This is a genomic window from Pseudomonas sp. B23(2017) (genome assembly GCF_002113725.1).
Classification (GTDB): Bacteria; Pseudomonadota; Gammaproteobacteria; order Pseudomonadales; family Pseudomonadaceae; genus Aquipseudomonas; species Aquipseudomonas putida_Z.
This window is the reverse complement of record NZ_NEJM01000008.1, coordinates 32,558-54,059: the sequence shown is the minus strand read 5'-3', so window position 1 is coordinate 54,059 and position 21,502 is coordinate 32,558. Positions and strand designations below refer to the sequence as shown.

Below are 21,502 nucleotides of genomic sequence, written 5' to 3'. Positions count from 1 at the left end.
CTGGTGCCGGCCTCTTCGCGGGTAAACCCGCTCCCACAGGTTCACCACAGTACTTGAAACCTGTGTTGGACCTGTGGGAGCGGGTTTACCCGCGAAGAGGCCGGCACAGACAACAGAAACGAAACAGGCCGCACTGGGCGGCCTGTTCGTTCATGCATCGATCACCTTAGTAACGGGTGATGTCCGCCTTGGCTTCCAGCTGCTTGCGGTACGCCGCGAAGTCTTGCTGGCCAGCACGCGACGCGAGGTAGCGGCGGATCTGCTGCTTCTCTTCGTCGGTGGCAGTAGCGCCTTCGTTGACACCCTTGAGCTGCAGTACCACCAGGCTACCGTCACGCAGCACGACGCTGCCATAAACCGGCTTGTCCTTGGCTTGTGGCTTGCCCAGGCGGAACAGTGCCTGCAGCTCGGCCGGGTCGATACCGTCCTCGCCGCGGGTAACTGCTTCATAGGCCTTCCAGCCCTGCCCTTCGTGCACACTGCCCGCTGCGATGGAACCGTCACGCAGGCCGGCAATCAGCTTGTCCGCCTTGGCCTTGAGCTCGGCAGTCGCCTTCTCCTTGGCCAGGTGTTCGCTGATGTTCTTGGCCACGGCTTCCAGCGGCAGCTGCTCAGGCTTGCGGTGCTCCTTGACGCGCAGTACCACGGTGGTTTCCGGGTCGAGCTCGATGGCGGTGCTGTTGGCACCCTCCTCCAGCACTTCTTCGGAGAATGCGGCCTGCACGACCGAACGGTTGGCAGTGATGCCTTCACCACCCTCACGGCCGAAGGCTGCGGAGGTTTGCACCTTCAGGTTCAGGTCCTGGGCCGGCTGGGCCAGGTCGGAAGCCTCGTAGGCGGCATCCTGCAGCTGCTTGCTGGCATCTACGTAACGCTGCTCGACCAGCGGGATCTTCAGGTCACGGGTCAGCTTGTCCTTCAGGCTGGCAAAGCTCGGCACTTCCGGTGCCTGTACGCCCAGCAGCTTGATCAGGTGGTAGCCGAACTCTGTGCGCACCGGCGCCGAGACCTGGCCATCCTGCAACTTGTACAGTGCATCTTCGAACGCCGGGTCGTAAACGCCCGGGCCAGCGAAGCCAAGGTCACCGCCGCTGTTGGCCGAACCCGGGTCCTGGGAGAACTCCTTGGCCAGCGCGGCAAAGTCTTCACCCTTGGCCAGACGCTGCTCGATCTCGTCGGCGCGGGCCTTGGCCTGGGCGTCGGTGACCTTGTCGTTGACCTCGATGAGGATGTGCGCGGCATGGCGCTGCTCGGCGAGGTTGGCGATTTCCTTCTCGTACTGGGCCTTGAGCTCTTCGTCGGTCACCTTGACCTGGTCGAAGAACACCGACTTCTTCAGCTCGATGTAGTCGATCACCACCTGGTCCGGCGACATGAACTCCTTGGCGTGCTGGTCGTAGTGCGCCTTGATCTCTTCATCGCTGACCTTGACCGCGGCCGGGTCGGCCTTGAAGGTCAGGGAAGCGAAGTCACGGGTCTGCTTCTCGAGGCGGGCAAAGGCATCGACCTGCTGGTCGGTGACGAAGCTGCTGCCGGCCAGGCCGGTGCGCAGCTGGCCGATAAGCATTTCCTCGGCGAGCATGTCGCGGAACTGCATGCGGCCATAGCCCATCTGGCGAATGACCTGGTCAAAACGGTCGGCACTGAACTTGCCGTCCACCTGGAATTCCGGCGTCTGCAGGATCACTTGATCCAGCGCGGCCTCGGAGAAGGCGAATTTGGCATCTTCGGCGCCTTGCAGCAGCAGCTTGCGGCTGATCAGGCCTTTCAGTGCCTCTTCGCGCAGCAATTTGTCGTCCAGCAGCGCCGGGTCGAAATCCTTGCCCAACTGTTGCATCAGCTGACGGCGCTGCATGTCGGCCGCCTGGCTCAGCTCGTTCTGGCTGATGGTCTGGCCGTTCACCTTGGCGGCGTCCTGGCTATGTGTGGCGGCCTGGAAAATGGCTTCGAAGCCGGTCAACGCCATCAACACGACGATAAGGCCGATGATGGTCTTGGCAATCCAACCTTGTGAATTGTCCCTGATATTTTGCAGCATGCGTCCCCCAGAAACGGCTGTACCACTGCGTCGACAACCGCGGAGCGTGGGTAGAAACCTGATAAAAGAAAGGCGCATCCGAGGATGCGCCTTTTCTTAGCAAACGTGTCAGGCGGGAACGTTTGCGCCCCGCCATCAACGTGCTCGGACCTGGCCAGGCCGGGTCCGGCTGAAAGAGACGACTTAGTTGACGGCGTCTTTCAGGCCTTTGCCAGCCTTGAAGCCTGGAACCTTGGCGGCAGCGATCTTGATCGCGTTACCGGTTTGCGGGTTGCGGCCGGTGCGCTCTGCACGCTCCTTGACCGAGAAGGTACCGAAACCAACCAGTACCACATCGTCACCTTGCTTCAGGGCGCCGGTGACGGATTCGATGACTGCGTCCAGCGCACGGCCGGCTACAGCTTTCGGGATGTCAGCAGATGCGGCGATAGCGTCAATCAGTTCCGACTTGTTCACTCTAAGTCCCCTTATTTCTCTATTGAGTTTGTTTCTAAGTATGTAATGAAAAGCTTATGAAACGTGCGCTGGGTGGCCTGATGACAATAGCGTGCCGCTTTATAGCAAGGCCCCGAAAAAACTGTCAAGGAAAGCCCCCCAGCCAAAAACTACTAGTGCGTGCTAATTCTTTCCTTAGCATCGCCGTCGCGCTTTTCATCTTTCGCGACAATCTCCGGAGCCACATCTGGCAAGGGCTCCGGGGCGTATTGCAGCGCAATTTGCAGGACTTCGTCAATCCATTTGACCGGTTTGATCTGCAGATCCTGTTTGATATTTTCCGGAATCTCCTTCAGATCGCGAACATTCTCCTCGGGAATGATCACCGTCTTGATCCCGCCACGGTGTGCCGCCAGCAGTTTTTCCTTCAACCCGCCAATGGCCAGCACCTGGCCACGCAGGGTGATTTCGCCGGTCATGGCCACATCGGCACGCACCGGAATCTGCGTCAGCGCCGACACCAGCGCGGTGCACATGCCGATACCGGCACTCGGGCCGTCCTTCGGCGTGGCGCCTTCCGGCATGTGGATATGCACGTCGTGCTTCTCGTGGAAGTCGGCGGCGATACCCAGGCTGCGGGCACGGCTGCGCACCACGGTCTGCGCGGCGGTGATCGACTCGACCATGACGTCGCCCAGCGAGCCGGTCTTGATCAGCTGGCCCTTGCCGGGGATGACCACGGCTTCGATGGTCAGCAGTTCGCCGCCCACCTGGGTCCAGGCCAGGCCGGTAACCTGGCCGATCTGGTCCTGCTGCTCGGCCAGGCCGTAGCGGAACTTGCGCACGCCCAGCAGGTGTTCCAGCTGCTCGCTGGCCACCTTGACCTTGACCTGCTTCTGCCCGGTATGTTCCTTGACCACCTTGCGGCAGACCTTGGCGATTTGCCGCTCCAGGCCACGCACACCGGCTTCGCGGGTGTAGAAGCGGATGATGTCGCGGATCGCCGAGACGTCGACTTCCAGCTCGTCCTTCTTCAAGCCGTTGGCCTTGACCTGCTTGGGCACCAGGTACTTGACCGCGATGTTGATCTTCTCGTCCTCGGTGTAGCCCGGCAGGCGGATGACTTCCATCCGGTCGAGCAGCGCCGGCGGGATGTTCATCGAGTTCGAGGTGCACAGGAACATCACGTCCGAGAGGTCGTAGTCGACCTCCAGGTAGTGGTCGTTGAAGTTGTGGTTCTGCTCCGGGTCGAGCACTTCGAGCAGTGCCGAGGCCGGGTCGCCACGCATGTCGCTGCCCATCTTGTCGATTTCGTCCAGCAGGAACAGCGGGTTGCGCACCCCCACCTTGGTCATCTTCTGGATCAGGCGGCCAGGCATGGAACCGATGTAGGTACGGCGGTGACCACGGATCTCGGCCTCGTCACGCACACCACCCAGGGCCATGCGCACGAACTTGCGGTTGGTGGCAGCGGCGATCGACTCGGCCAGCGAGGTCTTGCCGACGCCGGGTGGGCCGACCAGGCACAGTACCGGCCCGCGGATCTTCTTGACGCGCTTTTGCACGGCAAGGTACTCGAGGATGCGTTCCTTGACCTCTTCCAGGCCGTAGTGGTCCGCATCGAGGATTTCCTCGGCCTTGGCCAGGTCCAGGCGCACCTTGCTCTGGGCCTTCCACGGCACCTGCACCAGCCAGTCGAGGTACGACCGGACCACGGTGGCCTCGGCCGACATCGGCGACATCTGTTTGAGCTTGTTCAGCTCGGCCTGGGCCTTGGCCAGTGCGTCCTTGGGCAGGCCAGCGGCTTCGATGCGCTTTTTCAGCTCTTCGACTTCGTTGTGGCCTTCGTCGCCATCGCCGAGCTCTTTCTGAATGGCCTTCATCTGCTCATTCAGGTAGTACTCGCGCTGGCTGCGCTCCATCTGCTTCTTGACCCGACCGCGAATGCGCTTTTCGACCTGCAGCAGGTCGATTTCGGCATCCAGCAGCGCCAGTACGTGCTCGACACGGGTCGGCAGGTCGACGATTTCGAGAATTTCCTGTTTCTGCTCGATCTTCAAGGCCATGTGTGCGGCCATGGTATCGACCAGGCGCCCTGGCTCTTCGATGCTGTTCAGCGACGACAGCACTTCGGCAGGGACTTTCTTGCCCAGCTGCACGTACTGCTCGAACTGCGACAGCAGCGTGCGCACGAACACTTCCGACTCGCGCTCGGCGGCGTCGACTTCGTCGATCAGGGAAACTTCGGCACGGATGTGCCCTTCTACTTCGCTGAAACGCTCCACGGCGCCGCGCTGCTCGCCCTCGACCAGCACCTTGACGGTGCCATCGGGCAGTTTCAACAATTGCAGCACGGTGGCAACGGTACCGACGCGGTACAGGGCGTCTTCGCCCGGATCATCGTCGGCCGGGTTTTTCTGGGCCAGCAGGAGGATCTGCTTTTCGCCCGTCATCGCCGCCTCAAGGGCTTCGATGGACTTTTCGCGCCCCACGAACAGCGGGATGACCATGTGCGGGTAAACAACGACATCGCGCAATGGCAAAAGAGGCAAGTCGAGGGTGGTCTTCATGATTTCGCCTCTACAGCGGCCTTATGGCCGGAAACCGGTGGAAATGATGCTTGGACCTAATGTGGGGGCACGCTTGGGAAATTACAAGCGCTAGCGCAGGAAAAGCAGAAAGGGGCCCGTAGGCCCCTTCTTGCTTGCAACCGTCAACCGGCCATTGCCTGGATCAGGCGTCCGGTGCGGCCTTGGCTTGCGGCTCGCTGTTCTCGTAGATCATCAGCGGCTGCGAGGTACCATCGATGACGCTCTCGTCGATCACCACCTTGCTGACATCCTTCTTCGAAGGAATCTCGTACATGGTGTCGAGCAGCACGCCTTCGAGGATCGAACGCAGGCCACGGGCGCCGGTCTTGCGCTCCAGGGCCTTGCGCGCCACGGCCTTGAGCGCATCGCTGCGGAACTCGAGGTCGACGCTTTCCATCTCGAACAGCTTGGCATACTGCTTGGTCAGGGCGTTCTTCGGCTCGGTGAGGATCTGCATCAGCGCAGCCTCGTCCAGCTCGTCGAGGGTTGCCAGTACCGGCAGGCGGCCGACGAATTCCGGGATCAGGCCAAACTTGACCAGATCGTCCGGCTCGACCTCACGCAGGGACTCGCCAACCTTCTTGCCCTCTTCCTTGCTGCGTACTTCGGCGCCAAAACCGATGCCACCCTTGGTGGAGCGGTTCTGGATGACCTTTTCCAGGCCCGAGAAGGCGCCACCGCAGATGAACAGGATGTTGCGGGTATCGACCTGCAGGAATTCCTGTTGCGGGTGCTTGCGGCCGCCTTGCGGCGGAACCGAGGCCACGGTGCCTTCGATCAGCTTCAGCAGTGCCTGCTGCACGCCCTCGCCCGAGACGTCACGGGTGATGGACGGGTTGTCCGACTTGCGCGAAATCTTGTCGATCTCGTCGATGTAGACAATGCCCATCTGGGCCTTTTCCACGTCGTAGTCGCACTTCTGCAACAGCTTCTGGATGATGTTCTCGACGTCCTCACCCACGTAACCGGCTTCGGTCAGGGTGGTGGCGTCAGCAATGGTGAACGGTACGTTCAACAGGCGTGCAAGGGTTTCGGCGAGCAGGGTCTTGCCCGAGCCGGTTGGCCCGATGAGCAGGATGTTGCTCTTGCCGAGTTCGACTTCGTCACCCTTCTTGTCACGCTGGTTCAGGCGCTTGTAGTGGTTGTACACCGCTACGGCAAGCACCTTCTTCGCGCGTTCCTGACCAATGACGTACTGGTCCAGGATACCGCTGATTTCTTTCGGCGAAGGCAATTTGTGCGCGCTGCTCTCGGCCTGGGCTTCCTGCACCTCCTCACGGATGATGTCGTTGCACAGGTCGACGCACTCGTCGCAGATAAATACCGAGGGCCCGGCAATCAGTTTGCGCACTTCGTGCTGGCTTTTGCCGCAGAAGGAGCAATAAAGCAATTTGCCGCTGTCCTCGCCGTTACGGGTGTCAGTCATTCGATCGATCCAATCCGGTAGGCTTGCAACACAAGATGAAGGCAATTGCGGGCTTTTTCAAGTCCGCAGGTAGGCGCTTTCGGCGCCCACCTGCTCTGGCACCCCGGTTCAGGAGGCCAGTTGCCGCTTGTCGTAGACCGAGTCGATCAGGCCGTACTCGGCCGCGCGCGAGGCGCTCATGAAGTTGTCACGTTCGGTGTCGCGCTTGATGGTCTCGAGATCCTGGCCGGTATGGTAGGCCAGCAGCTCGTTCAGGCGGGCCTTGATATTGAGGATTTCCTGGGCGTGGATCTCGATATCGGTGGCCTGACCCTGGAAGCCGCCCAGCGGCTGGTGGATCATCACGCGCGAGTTCGGCAGGCAGTGACGCTTGCCCTTGGCACCTGCGGCCAGCAGGAAGGCGCCCATGCTGCAGGCCTGGCCGATGCAGATGGTCGAGACGTCCGGCTTGATGAACTGCATGGTGTCGTAGATCGACATGCCGGCGGTGACGGAACCGCCCGGCGAGTTGATGTACAGATGGATATCCTTGTCCGGGTTTTCCGCTTCAAGGAACAGCAGTTGCGCGACGACGAGGTTGGCCATGTAGTCCTCTACCGGGCCAACCAGGAAGATCACACGCTCCTTCAACAGGCGCGAGTAGATGTCGTAAGCGCGTTCGCCACGGGCGGACTGCTCGATAACCATCGGGACCAGGCCGCCTGCGGCCTGGATGTCAGAGCTCTGCTGAATATAAGAATTGCGGGACATGTCCTGCGCTCACTCCCAAATAGTCATGGCTTGAATACGCACAAGCCAGCTCGAAGGCTGGCTTGTGGGGGTTTCCTACGAGAGAAGCCTGTTACTCAGCGGCGGCTGGAGCCTGTGCTGGTTTAACGGCATCTTCGTACGAGACCGACTTGTCGGTCACAGTCGCTTTCTGCAGAACAGTATCTACAACTTGTTCTTCCAGCACAACCGAACGGACTTCGTTCAGTTGCTGGTCGTTCTTGTAGTACCACGCGATGACCTGCTCAGGCTCTTGGTAAGCCGAAGCCATTTCTTCGATCATTTCGCGAACCTTGCCTTCGTCCGGCTTCAGCTCGAACTGCTTGACCACTTCGGCCACGATCAGGCCCAGGACCACACGGCGCTTGGCTTGTTCTTCGAACAGCTCGGCCGGCAGTTGCTCAGGCTTGATGTTGCCGCCGAACTGCTGAACAGCCTGCACGCGCAGACGGTTGACTTCGTTTTCCAGCAGGGCTTTCGGCACTTCGATCGGGTTGGCAGCCAGCAGACCGTCCATGACCTGGTTCTTCACCTTGGCCTTGATGGCCTGGCGCAGTTCACGCTCCATGTTCTTGCGAACTTCGGTGCGGAAGCCTTCCAGGGTCGATTCCTTGATGCCGAACTGGGCGAAGAACTCTTCGTTCAGCTCTGGCAGCACAGGAGCGGCAACGCTGTTGACGGTGATGGTGAACTCGGCGGCTTTGCCAGCCAGGTCCAGGTTCTGGTAGTCCTCAGGGAAGGTCACGTTGACAACGCGCTCTTCGCCAGCCTTGGCGCCAACCAGGCCATCTTCGAAGCCTGGGATCATGCGGCCGGAGCCCAGTACCAGCTGGGTGCCCTTGGCCGAACCACCAGCGAACACTTCACCGTCGACCTTGCCGACGAAGTCGATGTTGACCTGGTCGTCGTTCTGCGCGGCGCGCTCGACGGCCTCGAAGCGGGTGTTCTGCTTGCGCAGCACTTCCAGCATGTTGTCCAGGTCGGCGTCAGCCACTTCGGCGCTCAGGCGCTCGACGTTGATCGACTCGAGGCCGCCAACGGTGAACTCCGGGAACACTTCGAAGATGGCGACGAATTCCAGGTCCTTGCCCTTTTCGAAGGACTTCGGCTCTACCGCAGGGGCGCCAGCCGGGTTCAGCTTCTGCTCGACGATGGCTTCGTAGAAGGAAGCCTGGACCAGGTCACCGAAAGCCTCTTGACGGGCATCAGCTTCGAAACGCTGACGGATCACGCTCATCGGCACTTTGCCTGGGCGGAAGCCGGCAACCTTGGCGCGCTTGGCAGTCTGTTGCAGACGCTTGTTGACTTCGTTCTCGACGCGCTCGGCCGGAACGGCGATGGTCATGCGGCGCTCGAGAGCGGAAGTGTTTTCAACAGAAACTTGCATGGATATTCCTCGTTGCACAGACGTTAGCCGGCGTTAGCCCGACTCCAGAATCAAGGGCAAGCATTCTAGTGAGTCGCGCAGCAGAAGTCACCCCACTCGGGACGACGGGAAACCACGCCGGTCGATTAACTTTCAAGGCCCGGACGACATAGCGCCGGGCCTGCTTCAATGGGGGCCGCACGACGCCCGGGGCGCCCTGCAGCCGAAATACCTTGTCAAACAACTACCAGGAACGAATTCGCTGCCTTTATTCAGGGTCGATTTCGTTGAACTGGCAGTACTCCTCCCACTCCATCCCCAGCGCCTCAGCTACCTCGCGGTGCGTCTCCAGGCGCATGGCCTGCAGTTGCTCGGGGGTTTCGGCGATCAGTTGCAGGGCCAGATCCCAAGGCTGGATACCCTGCTCCTCGGCCGCATCCTCGAACGCCCACTCGATCTGCTGGGCCTGCTCGCGCGCATCCAGCTCACGGATCTCTTCGAGCAGCTGCGGGTTGGCCTCGGCAAAGCGCTGTAGCGCCAGGGCCTGACGGGCTTCTTTTGCGATCATCGGGCTGTTCCTCTGCCGGCCAAATGGGCCGGTGTTTCAACCGGCTGAAATCTAACAGCTTTTATTGGGGTCTCACCAGAGGATTGCAAGGGCCGGGATGCGATTTGGCCGGGAGGGCGTTCGCCAGGGCATTTTCAGCGCCCGGGAGACCGAGCGCCGCCCGCGCGGCGCTTCGCGGGTATTCGCCTTGACACTTTCTGCGCCTGTGAGATCGAGCGCCGCCCGCGCGGCGCTTCGCGGGCATTCGCCTTGACACTTTCTGCGCCTGTGAGATCGAGCGCCGCCCGCGCGGCGCTTCGCGGGACAAGCCCGCTCCCACATTTGTTGCAACGTGGCCATGCCTGTAAGAGAGGCGTTGCCCGCCTTGGTGCATTGTTTGAGGCCGGTGAGGCGGCGGTTGCGCCAGCCGAGAAACCGCGTCAAGGCAACAAGGCTGACAACCATGGCCTGACAGGTTCGGCACGTTGCAAAAAATGTGGGAGCGGCGGTGCGGCGATCCGACTTGTCCCGCGAAGCGCCGCGCGGGCGGCGCTCGATCTCACAGGTGCCAGAACCCTCAAGCCATACACCGAGCGCAAAAACAAAAAGGCGCCCGATCTCACGATCAAGGCGCCTTCGAAGAATATGGGGTGGACGATGGGAATCGAACCCACGACAACTGGAATCACAATCCAGCGCTCTACCAACTGAGCTACGCCCACCATATTGCAGTCTTGCGATGTTGCAGTACAGCCTTACAGAAGCATGGTGCGGACGAAGAGACTCGAACTCTTACAGCTTGCGCCGCTGGAACCTAAATCCAGTGTGTCTACCAATTTCACCACGTCCGCGTAACGCTTAAAACAAAGGCGCCAGATGCTATCGAGGCGCCTTTGAAGAATATGGGGTGGACGATGGGAATCGAACCCACGACAACTGGAATCACAATCCAGCGCTCTACCAACTGAGCTACGCCCACCATATTGCATTACAGCCTACTTGCTTGCCAAAGCTGCCTAATGGCGCACCCGGCAGGACTCGAACCTGCGACCATCCGCTTAGAAGGCGGATGCTCTATCCAGCTGAGCTACGGGCGCTTAAGCTTGAAGCCTAACCGAACGAGACCTTAACAGGTAACTGCTAAACCACTCATTCTGCCCGACTTAGCCAACCAGTGCTAGGCTGTGCCCGACAAGTGCGGCGAATCTTATAGGCGGGCCTGATAGTCGTCAACACCTTTCTCAAAAAAATTTAAATTATTTAAGGGCTTAGGGGATTTGCCCGACCACCCGCCTTTGCCCTTGGCCCATGTCGTGCGAGAATGCGCCCTCTTTAATTGTTTCCTTCTCGATGGTTAATCACGCGTCTATGACTGCACACCTAATCGATGGCAAGGCGATCGCCGCCAGCCTGCGCCAGCAGATCGCTCAACGTGTCGTGGAGCGTCGCCAGCAAGGCCTGCGTACGCCGGGCCTGGCGGTGATCCTGGTCGGCACCGACCCCGCCTCCCAAGTCTATGTCTCGCACAAGCGCAAGGACTGCGAAGAGGTCGGCTTCATTTCGCAGGCGTTCGACCTGCCCAGCGAAACCACGCAGCAGGCCCTGACCGAGCTGATCGACCGCCTCAATGACGACCCGGCCGTCGACGGTATCCTGCTGCAGTTGCCGCTGCCAGCGCACCTGGACGCCTCGCTGCTGCTCGAGCGCATCCGCCCGGACAAGGACGTGGACGGCTTCCACCCGTACAACATCGGCCGCCTGGCCCAGCGCATCCCGCTGCTGCGCCCGTGCACGCCGAAGGGCATCATGACCCTGCTGGAAAGCACCGGCCAGGACCTGTACGGCATGAACGCGGTCATCGTCGGCGCCTCCAACATCGTTGGCCGCCCGATGGCCATGGAGCTGCTGCTGGCCGGCTGCACCGTGACCGTCTGCCACCGCTTCACCAAGGACCTCGCCGGCCATGTCGGCCGCGCCGACCTGGTGGTAGTGGCCGCCGGCAAGCCTGGCCTGGTCAAGGGTGAATGGATCAAGGAAGGTGCCATCGTCATTGACGTGGGCATCAACCGCCAGGAAGACGGCAAGCTGGTCGGCGACGTGGTCTACGAGACCGCCCTGCCGCGCGCCGGCTGGATCACGCCGGTGCCGGGCGGCGTCGGGCCGATGACCCGCGCATGCCTGCTGGAGAACACGCTGTATGCGGCGGAAGAGCTGCACAAGTAAGACCGCGTGATATGAAAACGGCACCTCTGGCAGGTGCCGTTTTTTTTGCCCGCAAAATATGCACTGGGTTTACCGGCCTCTTCGCGGGTGAACCCGCTCCCACAGGTTGCGCGCCGTCCCAGAAGATGGCGATATCTCTGTGGGAGCGGGTTTACCCGCGAAGAAGCCGGCGCGGTATTCAGCCGATCACTTCCTGGCCGCCTCCCACGACTTCAGCAGTTCGTTGTAGCTGACCGTCTCGCCCTTGGGCTTTTCGTTGGCCAGTTTCGGTTTCGGCGCCCCGGGCTGGTCGAACCAGTACTGGGCGTCCTTCTCCGGGTTCAGCTTCGGTGCGCAGGTGGCCTGGGCGTTGGACCGCTGCAAGCGCTCCATCATCCGGTCCTGGTCGCGGGCCAGGCCGTCCAGCGCTTCCTGCGGGGTCTTCTCGCCACTGGCCACTTCGGCGATGTGGCTCCACCACAACTGCGCCAACCGCGGGTAATCCGGCACGTTGGTGCCGGTCGGTGTCCACTGTACCCGCGCCGGGCTGCGGTAGAACTCCACCAGCCCGCCCAGCTTGGGCGCCAGTTCGGTCATGGCCTGGGAATTGATGTCCGACTCGCGAATCGGCGTGAGGCCGACGATGGTCTTTTTCAGCGACACGGTCTTGGAGGTGACGAACTGGGCGTACAGCCACGCAGCCAGGCGTTGCTTCTCGGGGGTGGACTTGAAGAAGGTCCACGAACCGGTGTCCTGGTAGCCCAGCTTCATCCCCTCCTCCCAGTACGGCCCCTTCGGCGAAGGCGCCATGCGCCACTTCGGCGTGCCGTCGGCATTCACCACCGGCAAACCGGGCTTGGTCATGTCGGCGGTAAACGCGGTGTACCAGAAGATCTGCTGGGCGATGTTGCCCTGGGCCGGCACCGGGCCGGCTTCGGAGAAGGTCATGCCCTGGGCTTCCTTGGGCGCATAGGCACGCATCCAGTCCACGTACTTCTGCGTGGCATACACGGCGGCCGGGCCGTTGGTGTCGCCGCCACGGGTCACGCTGGACCCCACCGGGTGGCAGTCCTCCACGCGAATGCCCCATTCGTCCACCGGCAAACCATTGGGCAGGCCTTTGTCGCCGCCACCCGCCATGGAGAACCAGGCATCGGTGAAGCGCCAGCCCAGCGACGGGTCTTTCTTGCCGTAGTCCATGTGGCCATAAACGCGTTTGCCGTCGATTTCCTTGACGTCTTCGCTGAAGAACCTGGCAATGTCCTCGTAGGCCGACCAGTTCACCGGTACGCCCAGCTCGTAGCCGTACTTTTCCTTGAACCTGGCCTTCAGCTCGGGCCGCTCGAACCAGTCGGCACGGAACCAGTAGAGGTTGGCGAACTGCTGGTCGGGCAGTTGGTAGACCTTGCCATCCGGCGCGGTGGTGAAGGAAATGCCGATGAAGTCCTTCAGGTCCAGGGTCGGCGAAGTGTAGTCCTTGCCTTCGTTGGCCATCAGGTCGGTGATCGATTCCACCCTGCCGTAGCGAAAGTGCGTACCGATCAGGTCGGAGTCGTTGACCCAGCCGTCATAGATGTTCTTGTCCGACTGCATCTGTGTCTGCAGCTTTTCCACCACGTCGCCTTCCTGCAACAGGTCGTGGGTCAGCTGTATACCGGTGATCTCGCTGAAGGCCTTGGCCAGCACCTTGGACTCGTATTCATGGGTGGTGATGGTTTCCGACACCACATTGATCTTCATGCCGCGGAACGGCTCGGCAGCCTTGATGAACCACTTCAACTCGGCCAGCTGCTGTTCAGGGGTAAGGGTCGAAGGCTTGAACTCACTGCCGAGCCACTTCCTTGCCGCATCCTCGTACTGGTCGGCCCAGGCTGTGCCCTGCACGCTGGCCAGTACCAGCAACGCGGCCAGGGTCAAATGTCGCCTGTTGTACTTGTTGTCGAACATTGTGATCTCCCGTTTCAGTTATCCCACAGGGCCGCTCGCTCAGCCCCAGCGCAGCACCACCACCAGCCACGCCAGCGACAGCAGCGAGGCCACCCACAATGGCCACTCGCTGACGCCAACCACCAGCAAATGCAGGTAGGCGCTGGCCAGCAGGCCGATGAACAAGCGGTCGCCACGGCTGGTGACCAGCGGCAGGAAGCCGCGTCGCTCCACGCAGGGGCGACGCAGTTCGAGCAGGGTCATGCCCAGCAGCAGCACGCCAACGGCGGCGAAGAACAGCGCCGTCGGCAAGGTCCAGGCCATCCACTCCATGCCTTGCCCTCCTCACACCCGGCCCAGGGCGAAGCCCTTGGCCACATGGTTGCGCACGAACCAGATCACCAGCATGCCCGGCAAGATGGTCAGTACCCCCGCCGCCGCCAACACGCCCCAATCGATGCCCGAGGCCGACACGGTACGGGTCATCACAGCGGCGATCGGTTTGGCATTCACCGAGGTCAGGGTGCGCGCCAGCAGCAGCTCGACCCAGGAGAACATGAAACAGAAGAACGCCGTCACGCCGATGCCGGAGCCAATCAGCGGGATGAAGATCTTCACGAAGAAGCGCGGGAAGCTGTAGCCGTCGATGTAGGCTGTTTCGTCGATTTCCTTCGGCACACCAGACATGAACCCCTCGAGGATCCACACCGCCAGCGGCACGTTGAACAGGCAGTGGGCCAGGGCCACGGCGATATGGGTATCGAACAGGCCGATCGACGAATACAGCTGGAAGAACGGCAGCAGGAACACCGCCGGTGGCGCCATGCGGTTGGTCAGCAGCCAGAAGAACAGGTGCCGGTCCCCGAGGAAGCGGTAACGCGAGAAGGCATATGCCGCTGGCAGCGCCACCAGCAGCGAAATCAGCGTGTTCAGGCACACGTAGTACAGCGAATTGATGTAGCCGCTGTACCAGCTGGCATCGGTGAAAATCACCCGGTAGTTGTCGAGGGTGAACGCCTGTGGCCACAGGGTCAGGCCGCCGAGGATCTCGGTGTTGCTCTTGAACGACATGTTCAGCAGCCAGTAGATCGGCACCAGCAGGAAGAAGAAGTACAGCAACAGGGCCAGCGATTTGCGCGTGCTCATGGCCTAGTCCTTGTCGGCATGGGTCATGGCTGTGTAGAACAGCCACGAAACCAGCAGGATGATCAGGAAGTACACCAGCGAGAATGCCGCCGCCGGGCCCAGGTCGAACTGCCCCACGGCCATGCGCGTGAGGGTCTGGCTGAGGAAGGTGGTGGCGTTGCCGGGCCCGCCACCGGTCAGCACGAAGGGCTCGGTATAGATCATGAAGCTGTCCATGAAGCGCAGCATCACCGCGATCAGCAGCACGTTCTTCAGCTTGGGCAACTGGATATGACGGAACACCGCCCAGCCCGAGGCGCGGTCGATGCGCGCAGCCTGGTAGTACACGTCGGGGATGGCGCGCAGCCCCGAATAACAGAGCAACGCCACCAGCGATGTCCAGTGCCACACGTCCATCACCAGGACGGTCAGCCAAGCGTCGAACGGGTCGCCGGCGTAGTTGTAGCTGACCCCGAGCTTGGCCAGGGTGGCGCCGAGCAGGCCGATGTCGGCCCGGCCGAAAATCTGCCAGATGGTGCCAACCACGTTCCACGGGATCAGCAACGGAATGGCCATGACGATCAGGCACACCGAGGCCATGCGCCCCTTGGTCGGCATGGTCAGGGCAATGGCGATGCCCAGCGGGATCTCGATCAGCAGCACGCAGGCGGAATAGATGAACTGGCGCAGCAGCGCATCGTGCAGCGCCGGGTCGCGCAGCACCTGGCGGTACCAGTCGGCGCCGACAAAGTAGCGGTTGGACTGGTCGAAGATGTCCTGCACCGAGTAGTTGACCACCGTCATCATCGGCACCACCGCACTGAATGCCACCAGCAGGAACACCGGCAGCACCAGCCACCAGGCCTTGTTGTTCGGCACCTTGTTCATGGCCCGGCCTCCAGCAGCACATCGTCGACGTACAGCATCAGCCACTGCGCCGGCAGGCTGACCCAGGCCTGGGCCACCGGCAGCGGGCGGTCCTCGCCCAGGCGCGCCTTGAGCGCGACACCGCCCAGTTCGAGGGTGACGATGCGGTAGGTGCCCAGGTCCTCGACGTCCAGCACCCGTGCCGGGTAGGCGTCATCGAACGGGCTGTCCCACAGCTGCACGAATTCCGGGCGGATGCCTACCTGCAGGCGTCCACCGCCTGTGGCCGCCAGGCGCTCTCGCAGGTGCTCCCGCAGTTGCCCGGGCAGCACCAGGTGAATATCGCCGAACGCCACCCCGTCCGCTTCGGCGCGTACCTCGATCAGGTTCATCCCCGGGCTGCCGATGAAGTAACCGACGAAGGTATGCCGCGGCCGCTCGAACAGTTCGCGCGGGGTGCCGAACTGAACGATGCGCCCGCCGTGCATCACCGCGATCTTGTCGGCGAACGTCGAGGCTTCCAACTGGTCGTGGGTGACGTAGATCATGGTGATGTTGAACTGCTCGTGGATCTGCTTGAGCTTGCGCCGCAGCTTCCACTTCAGGTGCGGGTCGATCACCGTCAGCGGCTCGTCGAACAGGATCGCCGACACGTCATCGCGCACCAGGCCACGGCCCATGGAGACCTTCTGCTTTTCGTCGGCACTGAGGTTGCGCGCCTTCTTGCGCAGCACGGCCGAGAGGTCGAGCACCTCGGCAATTTCCTCCACCCGGGCCTGCACCCGGGCTTCGTCCAGCCCCTGGTTGCGCAAGGGAAACGCCAGGTTGTCGAACACCGTCATGGTGTCGTACACCACCGGGAACTGAAACACCTGGGCGATGTTACGCGCCTGTGGTGACAGCTGGTTGACCGGCTTGCCGTCGAACAGCACCTCGCCGTGGGACGGTGTCAGCAGCCCGGAGATGATGTTGAGCAAGGTCGACTTGCCACAGCCCGACGGCCCGAGCAAGGCGTAGGCACCGCCCTGCTCCCACACATGCTCCAGCGCGTGCAGGGCATAGTCTGCCTCGCTGGCGGGCTGGCGGCTGTAGCTGTGCGCCAGTTGGCGCAGGCGGATCTCGGCCATCACCCTCTCCTTGCCTGGCGCAGCCCAGGGGCCTGCACCAGCGCCCCGGCGCTGTCGAACACGAACAGCTTGTGGGTGGGGATGAACACGCGGATCGGCGTGTCCACCTGGTATTCGTGCACCCCTGGCAGGTGCAGGATCATGCGCCAGTGTTCGTTGCGCACATGCAGGAAGGTCTCTGACCCACTGATCTCGGCCAGTTCCACCAGCACCGACAGTTCCAGGTCGTCGTCGTGGGCCGGCACCAGGCTGATGTGGCTGGGCCGCACGCCAAAGCGGTAGTCACCCTCGGCAAGCGGCTGCAAGTCGGCATTGCGGGCAAAGTGCACGGCCTGGGCCAGGCTCACGTCGTTGCCGCTGATACGGCCAGGCACCAGGTTGATCGGCGGCTCGGAAAACAGCTCGGCAGCAAGCACGCTGCCCGGGCGCTGGTAGACCTCGGCGGTAGGCCCGCTCTGGACGATACGGCCCTCATGCACCAGGGTGGTGGTGCCGCCCAGAGCCAGCGCCTCGTTGGGCTCGGTGGTGGCATACACGGCAATGCAGTGGCGTGCCGCGAACAGTTCGCGCAGTTCCTGGCGCAGGCCCTCGCGCAGCTTGTAGTCGAGGTTGACCAGTGGCTCGTCGAACAAAATCAGCGAGGCATCCTTGACCAGCGCCCGGGCCATTGCCGTGCGTTGCTGCTGGCCGCCGGACAGCTCCAGCGGCAGGCGCTGCAGGTAGGCTTCGATGCGCAGCATTTCGGCGGTTTCCTGCACCCGTCGGCGAATCTGGGGCTCGTCCATGCGTGCCTGGCGCAGCGGTGACGCAATGTTCTCGTACACGCTGAGGGTCGGGTAATTGATGAACTGCTGATACACCATCGACACATTGCGCTGGCGCACCGGCACGCCAGTCACGTCCTGGCCATCCATCAGCACCCGCCCCCGGTCCGGGCGATCGAGCCCGGCCATCAGGCGCATCAGGCTGGTCTTGCCGGCCAGGGTGCGGCCCAGCAGCACGTTGAACGAGCCGGGTTCGAAACGCAGTGAGGCATCGACGATCCAGGCCTGGTTGTCGACGCTGCGGCTGACCTGTTCCAGCACCAGGGACATGGCGTGGCCTTCTTGTGGTTTTTGTCTGCCGGGCACAGCCAGTTTCGTGCCAGTTGCACCGCGACCGTCTGGCTCGGGGCCTTGCTGGCAACACCGGCCAATCGCAGGTTCACAAGTGAACACAAGCACTGAACAACTGAACACTTGCCGGTTTGACATTGAACAACCGTGCACGACACTGAACAGCGGTCGGCCCCATGACAACAATCACACAGGACAGGCCCATGGCCGCATCCGCTTCGCCCCATGCCCAACTGATCCAGGCCTCCTGGGCCCGCTGCCGCGACCACGGCCTGCAACCCCAGCACGCCCCGGACTTCGACTGCCTGACCCGCGCCGAGCTGAACGCCCTGCTGGAGCAGCGCCAGGCCCTGCTGCACCTGACCCGCGAAGCGGTGCTACCGCAATATGCGCACCTGCTGGGCAATGCCAGCTACCTGGTGATGCTGGCCGATGCCAGCGGCTGCCTGCTCGACAGCTGGGGCTCGCGGCGGTTCATCGAGCCCCGCCAGCAGCATGGTTTCAGCGCCGGTGCCCACTGGCACGAGCGCGGTGTCGGCACCAATGCGCTGGGCACCGCGCTGGTCTGCGCCGAGGCGATTCACGTTGGCCAGGACGAGCACTTCCTGCGCCAGAACCGCTACATGTCCAGCGCCGCCGCGCCGCTGTTCGACGCCGAGCGGCAGCTGGTCGGGGTGCTCGATGTGGCCAGCGACGGCTACCTGCCCGCCAGCCAGACCCTGGGCCTGGTACGCATGATGGGCCAGAGCCTGGAGAACCGCCTGATCCTCGCCAAGCACGCCGACCAGCACGCGCAACTGATCTTCAACAGCGCCTCCGACAACCTCGACAGCCCTTGGGCCGGCCTGCTGGTGTTCGATGAGCACGGGCAGGTGCTGGCCGCCAATCACCGGGCCGACACCCTGCTCGGGGGCAACCCGCTGCAGCAGAACATCGCGCAACTGTTCCAGTTGCCCCTGCAACAGCTGCTCAGCCATCCCCGGCAACAGCCCTTCGCCCTGCAAGCCACCGGGCGCAACCGCTTTCATTGCCAGTGGCAGCCGCCGCGCGAGGCCCCCGGCCGCCCCGCCGCCAGTAGCGCCGAACCCCGCCTGGAGAAGGCCCTGGCGCAGGCCGGCCTGCTGCTGGAAAAGGACATCCCGGTGCTGGTGCAGGGGGAGACTGGCGTAGGCAAGGAGGTATTCGTCGATACCCTGCACCGGGCCAGCAGCCGCGCCAGCCAGCCGCTGATCGCCGTCAACTGCGCGGCGATCCCGGCCGAGCTGGTGGAGTCGGAACTGTTCGGCTACGACAAGGGCGCGTTCACCGGCGCGCACCAGAAGGGCAACCCGGGGCTGATCCGCAAGGCCCACCACGGCATCCTGTTCCTCGACGAAATCGGCGACATGCCGTTGCCCACCCAGGCCCGCCTGCTGCGCGTGCTGCAGACGCGCAGTATCCAGCCATTGGGCAGCGGCGAACCGGTGGCGGTGGATATCCGCGTGGTGTCGGCGAGCAACCGCGACCTGGCCGAAGAAGTGCGCGCCGGGCGCTTTCGCCAGGACCTGTATTACCGCATCGCCGGGCTGGCGGTGGTGTTGCCGCCGCTGCGCGAGCGCAGTGACCGCCGGCAACTGATCGAGCAGGTGCATGCGCGCTACCGCGACCCCGGGCAGCCTGCGCGGCTGCCTGCGGCCATTATCGAACTGCTCGATCAGCACCCCTGGCCGGGGAATATGCGTGAACTGGTGAGTGTGCTGCAGGTGGCGCTGGCCTTGGCGGGTAATGGGCCGGTTGGCGTCGAGCACCTGCCTGCAGGATTTCTGGCCGAGTTGCAGGCCCCCGTGCTGCTTGCCACTGAGGAAGCGGACCTGCACGCGCTGGTGGAGCAAGCCAACGGCAACCTGTCGGCGGTGGCGCGCGGGCTTGGGATCAGCCGCACCACGCTATACAAGCGGCTGCGTGAGCGATGATTGCCTTTGCCTGTGCGGGCCTCATCGCCGGCAAGCCAGCTCTCATAGAACTGCACATAAGTCATTGAGTTAGCAGGGACCCTGTGGGAGCGGCTTTAGCCGCGAACACCGGCGCAGCCGGTGCCATGCACCGCGTTGGATTCTTCGCGGCTAAAGCCGCTCCCACAGGGTACGAGGATCGCTCGCGAATTCAGTTATCTGTGCGACAGCACGGCCCAAAGGGCTGGGCTATCTCCTACAGCGCCGCTCTCAAGGCCTGTGATATCCCTGTGGGAGCCGGCTTGCCGGCGATAGGGCCGGGCCAGGCAACCACAGCCGATTCGGCTGCCAGCGCAGCGAAATCAGCCAAAGCCGCTGCCGCCACAGCCCATTACAGCCAGCTTTACCTCCCCACCCGCCGCACAATGAAACCAGAGCCCACTCTGGAAGCGTCGACCGCAGGGAGACCCCTCATGACCCGCTATATCGATGTGCAAGACTTGGCCCGCCTGGTCAACCGCAAAGGCCTGCCCACGTGCCTGCTGGAAATGGCCGAGTACATCCGCCAGGACTACCTGCGCTGGCCTGTCTTCGAAAAGTGTGCCCGGGTGGCCAACCATTCAGCGGACGGCGTGATCGAGCTGATGCCAATCTCGGACGCCAGCCGCTACGCCTTCAAGTACGTCAACGGCCATCCGAAGAACACTCGCCATGGCCTGCCCACGGTGATGGCCTTCGGCGCCCTGGCGAGCGTCGATACCGGTGCACCGTTGCTGCTCAGCGAAATGACCCTGACCACCGCCATCCGCACTGCGGCCACCTCGGCCCTGGCCGCCCGCTACCTGGCGCGCGAAGACAGCCGCAGCATGGCGTTGATCGGCAATGGTTCGCAAAGCGAGTTCCAGGCCATCGCCTTCAATGCCCTGCTGGGCATCGATGAAATCCGCCTGTACGACATCGACCCGGCCGCCTCGGCCAAATTGGTCGCCAACCTGGCCAACCGACCCGGCCTCAAGCTGAGCATCGCCAGCTCCGTGGCCGAAGCGGTACGCGGGGCCGATATCGTCACCACGGTGACCGCCGACAAGGCCTGCGCCACCATTCTCACCCCGGAGATGATCGAGCCGGGCATGCACCTGAACGCCGTGGGCGGTGACTGCCCAGGCAAGACCGAGCTGCACCGGGCGATTGTCGAGCGGGCCCGGGTGATCGTCGAGTACGAGCCGCAGAGCCGGGTGAAAGGCGAGATCCAGCAGATGCCGGCGGACTCGCCAGTGACCGAATTCTGGCGCGTGGTTGCCGGGGAAGCCAAGGGGCGTGAGCGCGCCGAACAGGTGACGCTGTTCGACTCGGTGGGGTTTGCCTTGGAGGATTACTCGGCCTTGCGCTATGTGCTGGATACGGCGCAGGCGCTGGGTATCGGCACGGACATCGGGCTGGTGCCGGTGCTGGAGGATCCGAAGGATTTGTATGGGTTGTTGCAGCCGCGGGTGGTGGGGTTGCGGGCGGTGCCCAAGGCTGGTTCTGTCTGCGCCTGATGGATCCTGGGGCTGCTACGCAGCCCATCGCGACACGAGGCCGCTCCGAAACAAGGACCGCGTATCCCTTGTAGGAGCGACCTCTTATGTCGCGACAAGCAGCTTAATTTGTTTTATCTACACCCTCTTAAGAAGTCTTACCCCGCCCGGCCAACTGCTGCCTTTCCACACTATCCAGCAACGCCCCTACCACCGCCTTGGCCTAATCCAGCCCATGGTCATTGCCCAACAACAAGCCACGACAGGTCCCCTTGGCTAAACAACGGCGGCTGGCTGCATTCACAGCTAAAGAAAGTGGAGGCCGCCGTAGTGGCGCGCACGGGAGGATCAACTCCGAAGCACAGCAACTGACATTTTTGCCAGGTGACATACGCTCAATACTGAATGAATCTAGGGTCTGTATCAAAAGTCTTGAGACGAAGGTCAGGCAAGGCGAAAACAGCCGAGAAAACGGAGTTTAGGAATTGGAAATGAACATGCCGAGGTGGCCTTCAGCGTAG

The 21,502-nt window shown here is 62.5% G+C and carries 16 protein-coding genes and 4 tRNA genes; 3 read left to right on the top strand and 17 right to left on the bottom strand.

Annotated features, from left to right (window positions below):
* Positions 1-166 precede the first annotated feature (166 nt).
* The 11 genes from CAG46_RS14650 to CAG46_RS14600 all read right to left on the bottom strand — a co-directional run bounded on the left by CAG46_RS14650 (position 167) and on the right by CAG46_RS14600 (position 10,268).
* Positions 167-2,038, bottom strand: a complete 1,872-nt coding sequence (locus tag CAG46_RS14650) for a SurA N-terminal domain-containing protein (RefSeq protein ID WP_025338420.1) — start codon at positions 2,036-2,038, stop codon at positions 167-169.
* Positions 2,039-2,221: 183 nt separating this feature from the next.
* Positions 2,222-2,494: an HU family DNA-binding protein gene (locus tag CAG46_RS14645; RefSeq protein ID WP_003259401.1), complete on the bottom strand. Its 273-nt coding sequence runs from the start codon at positions 2,492-2,494 to the stop codon at positions 2,222-2,224.
* A 152-nt stretch (positions 2,495-2,646) separates the two neighbouring features.
* Positions 2,647-5,043: an endopeptidase La gene (lon, locus tag CAG46_RS14640; protein WP_015269697.1), complete on the bottom strand. Its 2,397-nt coding sequence runs from the start codon at positions 5,041-5,043 to the stop codon at positions 2,647-2,649.
* A gap of 163 nt (positions 5,044-5,206) precedes the next feature.
* Positions 5,207-6,490 carry an ATP-dependent Clp protease ATP-binding subunit ClpX gene (gene clpX, locus CAG46_RS14635; RefSeq protein WP_025338419.1) on the bottom strand — a complete coding sequence of 428 codons (1,284 nt, stop codon included), beginning with the start codon at positions 6,488-6,490 and terminating at the stop codon, positions 5,207-5,209.
* A 108-nt stretch (positions 6,491-6,598) separates the two neighbouring features.
* On the bottom strand, positions 6,599-7,240 hold the full coding sequence (gene clpP, locus CAG46_RS14630; RefSeq protein WP_003259400.1) for an ATP-dependent Clp endopeptidase proteolytic subunit ClpP: 642 nt from the start codon (positions 7,238-7,240) through the stop codon (positions 6,599-6,601).
* Between the two features lie 91 nt (positions 7,241-7,331).
* Positions 7,332-8,645: a trigger factor gene (gene tig, locus CAG46_RS14625; protein ID WP_024086620.1), complete on the bottom strand. Its 1,314-nt coding sequence runs from the start codon at positions 8,643-8,645 to the stop codon at positions 7,332-7,334.
* 247 nt (positions 8,646-8,892) lie between these two features.
* Positions 8,893-9,192: a DUF6388 family protein gene (locus tag CAG46_RS14620; RefSeq protein WP_085617506.1), complete on the bottom strand. Its 300-nt coding sequence runs from the start codon at positions 9,190-9,192 to the stop codon at positions 8,893-8,895.
* A 625-nt stretch (positions 9,193-9,817) separates the two neighbouring features.
* Positions 9,818-9,893, bottom strand: a tRNA-His gene (locus CAG46_RS14615).
* A gap of 44 nt (positions 9,894-9,937) precedes the next feature.
* A tRNA-Leu gene (locus CAG46_RS14610) sits at positions 9,938-10,022 on the bottom strand.
* A gap of 52 nt (positions 10,023-10,074) precedes the next feature.
* Positions 10,075-10,150: transfer RNA gene (locus CAG46_RS14605), tRNA-His, on the bottom strand.
* Positions 10,151-10,191: 41 nt separating this feature from the next.
* Positions 10,192-10,268 (bottom strand) — tRNA-Arg (locus tag CAG46_RS14600).
* A 271-nt stretch (positions 10,269-10,539) separates the two neighbouring features.
* Between CAG46_RS14600 and folD the strand changes: the two genes are divergently transcribed.
* A complete protein-coding gene (gene folD / locus CAG46_RS14595) occupies positions 10,540-11,394 on the top strand; it encodes a bifunctional methylenetetrahydrofolate dehydrogenase/methenyltetrahydrofolate cyclohydrolase FolD (protein WP_013971879.1) in 855 nt (284 codons plus the stop codon).
* 186 nt (positions 11,395-11,580) lie between these two features.
* Here the strand turns inward: folD and CAG46_RS14590 are convergent, their stop codons facing one another.
* Genes CAG46_RS14590 through CAG46_RS14565 form a run of 6 tightly spaced genes read right to left on the bottom strand, consistent with a single transcriptional unit; the run spans position 11,581 to position 17,512 of the window.
* A complete protein-coding gene (locus CAG46_RS14590; RefSeq protein WP_085617504.1) occupies positions 11,581-13,320 on the bottom strand; it encodes an ABC transporter substrate-binding protein in 1,740 nt (579 codons plus the stop codon).
* A gap of 39 nt (positions 13,321-13,359) precedes the next feature.
* The gene (locus CAG46_RS14585; RefSeq protein WP_013971877.1) at positions 13,360-13,632 is read right to left on the bottom strand and encodes a DUF2160 domain-containing protein; all 273 of its coding nucleotides are present in this window, start codon (positions 13,630-13,632) and stop codon (positions 13,360-13,362) included.
* A 12-nt stretch (positions 13,633-13,644) separates the two neighbouring features.
* Positions 13,645-14,445, bottom strand: a complete 801-nt coding sequence (locus CAG46_RS14580) for a carbohydrate ABC transporter permease (RefSeq protein WP_013971876.1) — start codon at positions 14,443-14,445, stop codon at positions 13,645-13,647.
* Positions 14,446-14,448: 3 nt separating this feature from the next.
* Positions 14,449-15,312 (bottom strand): carbohydrate ABC transporter permease, encoded by an 864-nt coding sequence (locus tag CAG46_RS14575; RefSeq protein ID WP_013971875.1) that lies wholly within the window; start codon positions 15,310-15,312, stop codon positions 14,449-14,451.
* Positions 15,309-16,418, bottom strand: a complete 1,110-nt coding sequence (locus CAG46_RS14570; protein WP_085617502.1) for an ABC transporter ATP-binding protein — start codon at positions 16,416-16,418, stop codon at positions 15,309-15,311. Before CAG46_RS14570 ends, CAG46_RS14575 begins: the two co-directional genes overlap by 4 nt.
* A complete protein-coding gene (locus CAG46_RS14565; RefSeq protein WP_025338412.1) occupies positions 16,418-17,512 on the bottom strand; it encodes an ABC transporter ATP-binding protein in 1,095 nt (364 codons plus the stop codon). Before CAG46_RS14565 ends, CAG46_RS14570 begins: the two co-directional genes overlap by 1 nt.
* Before the next feature lie 224 nt (positions 17,513-17,736).
* Here CAG46_RS14565 and CAG46_RS14560 point away from each other — a divergent pair, with 224 nt between their 5' ends.
* Both CAG46_RS14560 and CAG46_RS14555 read left to right on the top strand, forming a co-directional pair.
* Positions 17,737-19,485, top strand: a complete 1,749-nt coding sequence (locus CAG46_RS14560; protein WP_085617500.1) for a sigma-54-dependent Fis family transcriptional regulator — start codon at positions 17,737-17,739, stop codon at positions 19,483-19,485.
* 452 nt (positions 19,486-19,937) lie between these two features.
* A complete protein-coding gene (locus CAG46_RS14555; protein WP_085617498.1) occupies positions 19,938-21,002 on the top strand; it encodes an ornithine cyclodeaminase in 1,065 nt (354 codons plus the stop codon).
* Positions 21,003-21,502: the final 500 nt, after the last annotated feature.